4 protein-coding genes and 4 pseudogenes are annotated in these 9654 nt (G+C 37.4%); 2 read left to right on the forward strand and 6 right to left on the reverse strand.

The annotated features are described in order from the left end of the window. Nucleotides 1–495: 495 nt before the first annotated feature. The 5 genes and pseudogenes from ACFOSE_RS04415 to ACFOSE_RS04435 form a co-directional block, all read right to left on the reverse strand. Nucleotides 496–2241 carry an ABC transporter ATP-binding protein gene (locus tag ACFOSE_RS04415; RefSeq protein ID WP_380431027.1) on the reverse strand — a complete coding sequence of 582 codons (1746 nt, stop codon included), beginning with the start codon at nt 2239–2241 and terminating at the stop codon, nt 496–498. After that, nucleotides 2234–4006 carry an ABC transporter ATP-binding protein gene (locus tag ACFOSE_RS04420; RefSeq protein WP_380431030.1) on the reverse strand — a complete coding sequence of 591 codons (1773 nt, stop codon included), beginning with the start codon at nt 4004–4006 and terminating at the stop codon, nt 2234–2236. Before ACFOSE_RS04420 ends, ACFOSE_RS04415 begins: the two co-directional genes overlap by 8 nt. A gap of 10 nt (nt 4007–4016) precedes the next feature. After that, a complete protein-coding gene (locus ACFOSE_RS04425; RefSeq protein WP_380431033.1) occupies nt 4017–4628 on the reverse strand; it encodes a TetR/AcrR family transcriptional regulator in 612 nt (203 codons plus the stop codon). Nucleotides 4629–4863: 235 nt separating this feature from the next. Beyond that, nucleotides 4864–7501: pseudogene (locus tag ACFOSE_RS04430) on the reverse strand (ABC transporter permease). 13 nt (nt 7502–7514) lie between these two features. Continuing rightward, nucleotides 7515–8215 (reverse strand): annotated as a pseudogene (locus tag ACFOSE_RS04435) (ABC transporter ATP-binding protein). 114 nt (nt 8216–8329) lie between these two features. Between ACFOSE_RS04435 and ACFOSE_RS04440 the strand changes: the two are divergent. Continuing rightward, on the forward strand, nt 8330–8887 hold the full coding sequence (locus ACFOSE_RS04440; RefSeq protein WP_380431036.1) for a TetR/AcrR family transcriptional regulator: 558 nt from the start codon (nt 8330–8332) through the stop codon (nt 8885–8887). Between the two features lie 69 nt (nt 8888–8956). Then, a pseudogene (locus ACFOSE_RS04445) lies at nt 8957–9109 on the forward strand (IS3 family transposase); the annotation flags it as partial. A gap of 248 nt (nt 9110–9357) precedes the next feature. Here the strand turns inward: ACFOSE_RS04445 and ACFOSE_RS04450 are convergent. Next, a pseudogene (locus ACFOSE_RS04450) lies at nt 9358–9557 on the reverse strand (hypothetical protein); the annotation flags it as partial. Between the last annotated feature and the right edge of the window lie 97 nt (nt 9558–9654).

Raw genomic sequence — 9654 nt, forward strand, 5'->3', positions numbered from 1 at the left:
ACACAAAAAAAGTTCCATATGATTTATAATGAAAAGTCTTCAAACCATCATTAGAAAGACTCATATGGAATAAATCAACAGTCAGCGAAGTGGCTATTAATTCTTGGGCCTAAAAACGAAAAAGTTACCACAAATCTAATCAGACTGAAAGATAAAAATATCAGCATTCTCCTTTGTCGCTTTATCATACTTACTCCAGTTCATTCCTTCTTCAAGGCCGTTTTCCTCCTTTAATTTGTATCGTCTGCCCCATCTCTTAATCGTTGAAGTATTGATGTTTATTGTCTCGATAATTGACTTATGGATCTGCTAGAAGTTAGATATAGCTGAACAATTTTTAATTTATTTTCTGTCGTTAGTTTACTTTTTTTGGACATACGAAAATTCCCCTTATAGTTTCTAGTGAATTTTTGTTTTTTCACTGTCCACTATAAGGGGAGTATATCAAATTGGTTCTCTCCTTTTGGTTTCAATATCTGTCCATTTTTCAGGCAACTATGCTCTCGCTGCTAGTTTCCATGAAAGAGCTTCTTTTTTGGTTGTGATAAAATCACGATAAATACCTGCTTGTTTTGCCAATTCGACATGCTTGCCTTGTTGGACAATTTGCCCTTTGTCAAGAACAATAATTTGGTCAGCGTTTTCAACTGTCTTCAGACGATGGGCAATCATGATAATGGTTTTATCTTGGGTCAATTCATCAATAGCAGCCATTAGCTCTGCTTCATTTTCAGGGTCAATATTAGCAGTGGCTTCATCTAGAATAATAATTGGTGCGTCTTTCATCATCGCACGCGCAATGGAAATCCTTTGTTTCTCACCTCCAGACAGACTGGCGCCAGCTTCACCAATAACGGTATCATACCCTTGCGGTAAAGCCATAATAAAATCATGACACCTTGCCTTTTTAGCAACCGCAACAACCTGATCATGACTGGCCTCTTGCCGTCCAAACTTGATATTATTTTCAATGGTATCTTCAAAGAGATAAACATTTTGGAAAACAAAGCTAAAGTTCCTGATTAAACTATCATAGCTATATTCAGTCAATTCATGACCATCAAGACGAATATGCCCTTTATCAATATCCCAAAAACGTGCCATTAAATGGCAAAGGGTTGTTTTACCGCTGCCGGAAGGTCCAACGATGGCTGTTCTGGTTTTTTCAGGAATGGTAAAAGAGAGATTCTTAATAATTGGTCGGTCTTTGTAGGAAAAGGTGACCTGATCCAATTCCAAATGACTGCTTGATGGTTGCAAATCTTGTCCCTTTGTATTCATTGGCTGCAAGTCAAAGATTTCTTCTACCAATTCAACCGCTAAATCAACGGCTCTTAGAAGAGAAGAAAAACTGCTGACACCATCTAAACTTTCATAAACCATATAAGCACTAATAACCATCATCATACAAATCAGCAAGTCCATACTGCCTTGCAAATAAAACCAAATAGCTGCGCCACACATGGCAACTCCTGTTAATTTGGTAATAATATTTTGAACAGCAATCCAAGGAACAGTGACTAAGGTCATTTTAATATCAGCATCTCTTTTAGCAAAAATGGCTGTTGATAACGTTTTAGCCGATTGTTTGGTAATATTGAAACTTTTTACCTCGGCAATTCCTTGAACATACTTTAAGATAACATCAATTAAGTCAGTGTCAGCCTTTTGTTTGATAGGCGTCATAACCCCAGCTTGTTTACGCATCAAACTATTAGGCAGAAGAAAAACCAATAATCCTGCAATTAAAATCAGACCAATTCGCCAATCATAAATAAGAACAGAAAGTGTGATAACAAAGGTTGTCAAAAAACCTTGCATGGTCACCATAACAACTCGTGTTGCAATATCAGACAAACTTTCCAAGGTAGTGGTTGTAATACTAGTCATTTGACCCAAACTATTTTGATTGAAATAGCCCATAGGTAAATAACGAATATGCTCAGCAATTTCAATACGTTTTTGAGCACAAGTATGATAACCGCCTTCTGTTTGCAGCATGGTAGTCTTTAAAGTAACAAGGATATTGAGCACAAGTGATAGCAATAAAATGCCTATCACCTGCCAAATAACCGTCATTGAAAGCTTATTGGTGATCAGAGCATTTAAAATAAGGGCAATAGCGGGAATCCGCATGGCAGCAATCATAGCTTTTAGGAGTCCCAAAAAAATAGAAAGGTAGAACTTTTTACGATCCTCTTTCGTACAAAAATCAAAAAAGCGTTTTAAAGTACTAAGCATGGGCCAGCCCCCCTATCTTTTCGTCTTGATCATTATCTTTGACTGACAAATGTGCCTGCCACATCTTTTGATAGAGATCGCTTGAATACAATAACTCTTCTTGCTTGCCAAGAGCTTCTAGACGACCATCATTGATTAAAATAATCTGGTCTGCATCAGCAATAGTTGAGAGGCGATGAGCGATGACAATCAAGGTTTTACCCTTAATCAATTGTGCGATACTTGATTGAACCAGAGCCTCATTTTCAGGATCTGTATATGCGGTCGCTTCATCTAAAATAATAACAGGGGCATCTTTTAACATGGCTCTTGCAATAGCTATTCTTTGGCGTTCACCGCCAGACAAACTGCTGCCAGAACTACCAACCTGCGTTGCAAAGCCATTTTCAAGCTCCATAATAAAATCATAGCAACCGCAGGCTTTGGCAACTTGATAAACTTCTTCATCACTGGCAGATGGTTTTCCCAAACGAATATTCTCTAGAATACTGTCATTAAAGAGAAAATTATCTTGACAAACATAAGCAATCAGCTGGCTGTAATCCTCTAGGGGGATTTTTCTAATATCAAGACCGCCAAAAGAAATACTACCTGCCGTAACATCCCAGAAAGAGGCGATTAATTTGGCCAAGGTTGACTTACCAGATCCCGAAGGTCCGACTAAGGCATTGACAGTGCCTGCTTTTACGGTCAGGGAAATATCGTGCAGCACTTTTTTTCTCTCTTCATAAGCAAAAGAAACATCTTCTAAAACAATATCGCTTCCCTGTAAGTCTTGATTTAACTGCTGAGGACGCTGTAAATCAGGCCGTTCCAAAATTTCCGTAATTTCACCAAAGATCGAGCCAACTTTTCTGATGTCATCCATGTAGGTTCCCAATGTTATTAATGGCGTTAAAAGCCCCATGGACAAAATCATCAGTAAAATAAAATGATCTGCAGATAAACTGCCGCTGTATACAAAATAAGCACCGACAGGCAAAAGAATCATAAAGACAGATGGCATAATAACAGTGACTGCTGCCATATCAAATCGACACTTGCGCATCCATTCAATAAAACAATCAGCACCTTCTTTAGCTGCCTTAACAAATTTTTGATAGGAAAATTTTTCCTTACCAAAAATCTTAATCACTTCAATCCCATTGATATACTCAACCGCTGTATCATTTAAAGCCTTGGTTTTTACTAGCGTATTCTCAAAATCACCTTTACTTTTACGCAGCATGTTAAGATAAAATATAATACCAATTGGTAGTGTCAAAAGAGATAGAAGAGTTAAACGCCAATCCAATGCCATCATATAGATCAAAACAATTAAGGGACCAAATAAGGCTGCTGTAAATTCTGGAATAATATGAGCTAAAGTTGTTTCAGCAGCATCAACGCGTTCAACAATAATATTTTTATAAGATCCCGAAGATTGCCCGAGGACCGAACCCAAAGGAATCTTAGCTAATTTCTCTGTTAGACGAAAACGAATGTCTGCTAAAACAACAAAAGTAGCCCTGTGAGAAAGAGCCGTTGACACAGCATGACAGATGGAATAAGCTAGCCAAAAAACTGCCATCCAGAGACAAGCTTGTAGATAAGCCTGTCCATCTTTAAGACCATTGAACAAATCACGAATAATCTGCCCAATATAAAAATAAGGCATAAAGCCAAAAATAACCGAAGCAAAGGCTAAAAGCACACTTGTTATGTAATAAAATCTATAGGGGGCAATGAACTCAGAAATCCAAGCCATTGTTGATTTTTTCTTCATAGTACCTCCTCTAAAAGCCCAACAATTGAGACCAGTTAAAGAGTTGAATAATAGTTTGACAAGCCAAAAGCGCTTCCTGATAAGACCAGCCTTGTTCCAAAGGTTGAATAATAGCCTTATAATAAGCAGTCATGGCTAAATGAAGCTGTGACCTGTCAAGGATATGAGAAATTTTTCCTTCTTGATAAGCTTGCTCAAGATAACGATATGTATTATCAGTTAAACTTTCAATCATCTGTTGCTGAAATAATCCAAATTTTGAACCATGTGATTTAAAGAATAATAGACGCATGTTATCTTCATGATTGTAGATAAAACGCATGATTTCAGTTAATTCATCTAGAGATTTATCCCACATTTGCGCCAGTTTGTTTTCTTGTAATAGGTGATAATCATCTAGCAGATGCTGCTGCTCTATCATTTTCATCTCTTGCAAGCTGGGTTCAAGAATTGTGCCAAATAAAGCTTCCTTCCCAGAATAACGTTTATAGAGAGCTCCTGTTGTTACACCAGTATTTTTACATATCCGGCGTAAGGAAGCTTCCTGATAACCATATTTTAGAAATTCTGCCTTAGCACTCTTTAAAATTTCCAAATTTAGTGTTTCATCTTTTTTAACCATAGACCACTCCTTTTTTTGATAACACTGTTATCATATTGATAATATTATATCAAAAGTGTTTTAGTTTTTAAATAGCATTTTGAGTTAGATTAATTCATTAAAAAGAGCTTGGAACAATAGATTTCCAAACTCCTATTCTTATAAGTTTAAAGCATTTAATGAACCACCACTATAGCTTGTCGCAACTGATCCGGGCTGAATTGAAGTGACATGAACACTCTTCCTTTCTAAAATGTCAATCCACTGCTTTCAGAGCCTCTAACATATCGAGATTTTTCAGACGATGATTGACCAGCCAACCCAAAATGATCAAGATTAATAGGATAAAGAAAGTTGGGGCAAGGTAAACGGTGCTGTCAACTGTTGTGCCAAACAGGACGTTATCCGAACCAATCATTTCCATAATCAATTGATGCAGGTAACGCCCTGCCAGCAAACCAAGAAGAATTCCCACTAAGGAAAGTACGATGGTTTCCCGATAGATATAAAGCGTCACTTCTCTATTGTAAAAGCCAAGAACCTTAATGGTGGAAAGTTCTCTAATACGCTCTACAATGTTGATATTGGTCAAATTATAAAGAATAACAAGAGCCAAGAGAATAGTAATAATTATTAAGACTGTCATAGCAGCATTTAGGGATGTCACGATGGTTTTAATAATCTTCATGCGGGCTGTATTTTGCGTAACCGAGGCAACACTGGTCATCGCTAAAAGTTTTGTCGCTGTATCCTTAATATGAGAGACAGAATCATCTTTTAAATTAATAAAATAAGCGTTATTGTCTGGTTTTTCAGCAAAAATTTTCTGGTAAGCAGATTTGGTCATAAAGAGATAATGACCAGCATTCATCTTGACGATTGCTGCTACTTTGACCCGCCGCTTTTCACCATGATTATCTTTGAGAGTAAAGCTGTCACCTGCTTTAACCTTGTAAAAACGTGCTAATTTTTCAGAAATCAGGGCGCCTTCTTTTGGCAAGCGCAAGGATTCTCCAGAGGAAAAGTCTTGCAAATGGACAAAATTACCAAAATCTTTCTTGTCTGACACCATAATGGCAATCGTTTGACGGTCCTTGATGTTAGGAATCTTTTCTATGATATGGTCATAGTAAAGGCTTTGATAGCTGGATACCTCATTTGATTTTAAGAAATCAGCCAATTCATGATTATTCTTGCTGTCTTCCTTCTTCGTTACGACTAAATGATAAGGGGTTAATTGTGTGAATTGCTCTTTAATAACCTTTCCCCAAAGAAGGCTGTATACCAAGTCCTGCAAAAAGGAGAGCTACAGACCCTGCAACACCAAAGATAGTCATCAGCATCCGCTGCTTATAGCGAAAAATATTTCGTGTGGTTACCTTATGTGTGAAATTTAAATGATTCCAGATGAACCCCACTCTCTCCAATAAGATCTTTGCACCTCTCATCGGTGCTTTGGGCAGTAATAATTGTGCTGGCTTTTCACTCAGTTCCCGTCTGGCAATTAAGTAGGCTGGCAAGACAGCACTGATAAGACTCAGGACAAGGGCAATGAGACTGTAAGACCAATAAAAGGCAAGGTGAGGATTGCCGATAGTCATTTTACCTGTAAAAATCTGAGCAACAATTCTAGCCAGAAGATAATGGCCGCCAAAGATTCCAAGAACGGACCCCAGTAAGCTGGCTACAGTGCCATAAACTAGAAATTTCCTAATCACATCTCCATTAGAATAGCCCAGAGCTTTTAAAAGACCTGAATTGCTTCTTTCTTCATCAACAAAACGTGTCATGGTTGTAAAGGTAACCAGAGCGGCAACGGCATAGCGGACAATAGGAAAGATATTCCCTAGATTACCCATACTATTGGCATTAGAATTATAAACCGTATAACCTTCACCGCCTAGCATAGTCGAGCGCGTACAGGTCGTGTAAGTTGGCTCTGCCATAGCATCAATCTTAGCTTGAGCCTTTTGAATCTGCTTTTCTTCCTTGGCAAGCTTAAGCCTTGCCTTTTGGAGAGATTGTGCTGCCTGCTGTTGTTGGTAAGAGGAGGGCATCGTATTGACTTCTGCTGCCTTTTCTTGCAGCTGCTTTTGAGCCGCAGCTAAATTTTGCTTACTCTGGTCAACTTTTGCCTGTGGTGCTTTCTTTAAGTTGGCTAAACGATTTTTCCCATTATCTTCTAGCAAGGTGTCTAATTGATCTTAATAATGATTCACTTGTGAATTGTAATCATCAGAAAAAGGATTGCTGTTTTTCAATTTACGATAGGAAATACGCGCTAACGTATTGGTCTGATTTGAAAAAGCGGATGATGTTACGAGAGCATAACTTGACAAGGTACCGTCACCTGCTGTTGATGATCCTAAATTTAAAGTTGACCATATTTCTGATGAATGAATAAAACCAACAACCTTAAATGTTCTTCTCTTTAATAAAGACTTTTGAGAAGACTGAAACGTTAAGCTGTCTCCAATTTTGTAGTCTTTTTTCAAAGTTGAAATCAAGGCAATTTCATCTTCCTTTTGGGGTAAACGCCCCGATGTTACTTGGTAGCTTGAAAGAGACTGACTTTTAGAAAATACACGCATGGCATCATCTTTACCTTTAAGCGTCATATCAGTTAGTTTTCCAAAATCCACCTGAGTGTTTTTAAGATGCTTTAATTCTGCCTCATCTTCTTGACTGAAACCATAGTTGGCTGTGACAAACAAATCTGCTGTTCGATGCGTTTTCAGATAATCTTTTGCCAGAGTTTGCATATTGGGCTTGGTTGCCTTTAGACCGATAAAGGTAAAAGAGCCCAGAAACATCAAAAGCAGAATGGAAATGAAACGTCCTTTAGATTGTCGTAAGGCAGTATAAATCGTTTTCCAGTAAATTCTTCTTTTCATAAGATCAGCCTCCTTAATATGCCAAATTCTCAATATCCTGAGGCTGAATATTGATTTCAACAGCTTTGACTTTGGCATCATGCAAATGAATAACTCGATTAGCAATCGGTGCTAGAGCAGAATTATGGGTCACAATAACAACAGTCGAACCCTTTTTGCGGGACATGTCCTGTAAGAGTTTGAGAATTTGCTTGCCTGTTTGATAATCCAGTGCTCCTGTTGGTTCATCACATAAGAGCAATTTAGGGTTTTAGCCAGCGCACGCGCAATAGACACACGCTGCTGTTCGCCACCGGATAACTGGGCAGGAAAATTATTTAAACGTCCTCCCAGCCCCACTTCTTTCAAAGTCTCTTCAGCATCTCTGCTATGACTGACAATTTCCGAAGCCAATTCAACATTTTCTTTGGCTGTTAAATTAGGGACTAAATTATAAAATTGAAAGACGAAGCCGACATCATTACGACGATAAGTCGTCAGCTGTTTTTGATTATAATCTGCGATATTGACACCATCAATCACGACTTGGCCTTCATCATTATTATCCATGCCGCCTAAAATATTAAGGATTGTTGATTTACCAGCACCGGATGCCCCTAAAATAATCACCAATTCCCCTTTTTCAATCTCAAAGCTAATGTCGTCATTGGCAACAATCCCGCTTTCACCCATCTGATAGCGCTTATAGGAATGCTGCATTTCAATATAAGCCATAAGAAAACCTCCTTATTTAGACGTGTGTTGATTTAATTTTTGCTTTAGTATATAATGATTTCAAGACAAAAACAAGCATCATTATTTAGACAAATGTCTATTTAAGGAGAAATTATGGTTCAAAAACGCCAGACACAAAGCAAGGCTAAAATAAAAGCAGCTATTACTGAGCTGCTGCTAGAAAATTCCGATTTCAATAGCATTACCATTCGAAAAATCACTGAAAAGGCTCAGGTTAATCGCAGTACTTTTTATCTGCATTATCAAGACAAATACGATCTTGTCAATAAACTGGCTCATGAGGTGACGGGAGATTTTAAGGAATATTTGATGACCAATTCTGCCAATAAAGACCTTCGTGAAAACCTTATCCAAGGCTTAACTTACCTTAAAAGTCAGCAAAAATTCATTTATGCTTTATCACAGATTATTCAAGTCAATTTTTCGCAAAAGACAAGGAAGTTTATTAAGGAATTAATAGATGAAGTGCCTAGTTTCTTTTATGATAATCTCAATCCTGACTTGGGTATGCCCAAAGATTATATGACGGTTATCTACGTTGCAAGTCTTGAAAGTCTTTATATGCACTGGGTTCTAAGCGGTGCTCAAGAATCCCCCCAAGAGATTGCTGATATGTTCTTGATCATTAGAGGATTTTACCAAAACACTTAAAAAGAAACATCCCCCCCTCTGGCAAACAGACGAGGGAGTCATTATTTCAGCTTATCAAGATAATATTTAAGAGAGCTTGTCAATGATGCTCATTTCGCAACCATTGAGCAAGCTCAGCTTGAGATTTTTAAATATATTGAGACTTACTATAACCCTAAACGTCTGCATTCAGCTTTAGGGTCTCTCTCACCTGTAGAATTTGAAAAAATAGTTACTAATTAGCTTAACTTTATGTCTATTTTTTCTTGACAAGTTCAAAATCTTTTATTATTTCACTGTCCACTTGACAGGGAGCAGTTCAGATTGATTCTCTCTCGCGTCCAGTTATAAATCACCACTACAATTCATTGCCGAGGATAACAAATTCTTAGACAAAGCAAGTTGTACATATGGCTAACACTCAATAGAGAAAACTTTTGTTACCTCTTAAATCATTAATATAGCTATTATCACTAAAGAAAAAGCAGATTTCAATCAATGATTTTTATCCATCTGACAATCCAACAATTAACAATAATGTTATTAAACCAAAAGTTATGAATGCTACTATACCAACAAATGTTCCAGATACGGCATCAACTCTATATAGTAACTACATAATTGAAATTACTGTAAATATGATCAGCAACGAGGATTCAATTCTAATCAAAGAAGTCATTTGATTGTCAACTCTTCATAAAAAACTAAGAAGTAGTATTAACTCGTGGTGCTAGTTGATTTTCAACGACAATAAAAAGCCCAAAAGGACTATACTGTAAGTGACAAAA

This window comes from Streptococcus dentapri (assembly GCF_042649885.1).
Classification (GTDB): Bacteria; Bacillota; Bacilli; order Lactobacillales; family Streptococcaceae; genus Streptococcus; species Streptococcus dentapri.

What these genes read in the sequence shown, in the direction of transcription:
- ACFOSE_RS04425 (WP_380431033.1), bottom strand. Translation starts at nt 4,628, where the DNA reads ATGGTTAAAAAAGATGAAACACTAAATTTGGAAATTTTAAAGAGTGCT.
- ACFOSE_RS04440 (WP_380431036.1), top strand. Translation starts at nt 8,330, where the DNA reads ATGGTTCAAAAACGCCAGACACAAAGCAAGGCTAAAATAAAAGCAGCT.
- ACFOSE_RS04420 (WP_380431030.1), bottom strand. Translation starts at nt 4,006, where the DNA reads ATGAAGAAAAAATCAACAATGGCTTGGATTTCTGAGTTCATTGCCCCC.
- ACFOSE_RS04415 (WP_380431027.1), bottom strand. Translation starts at nt 2,241, where the DNA reads ATGCTTAGTACTTTAAAACGCTTTTTTGATTTTTGTACGAAAGAGGAT.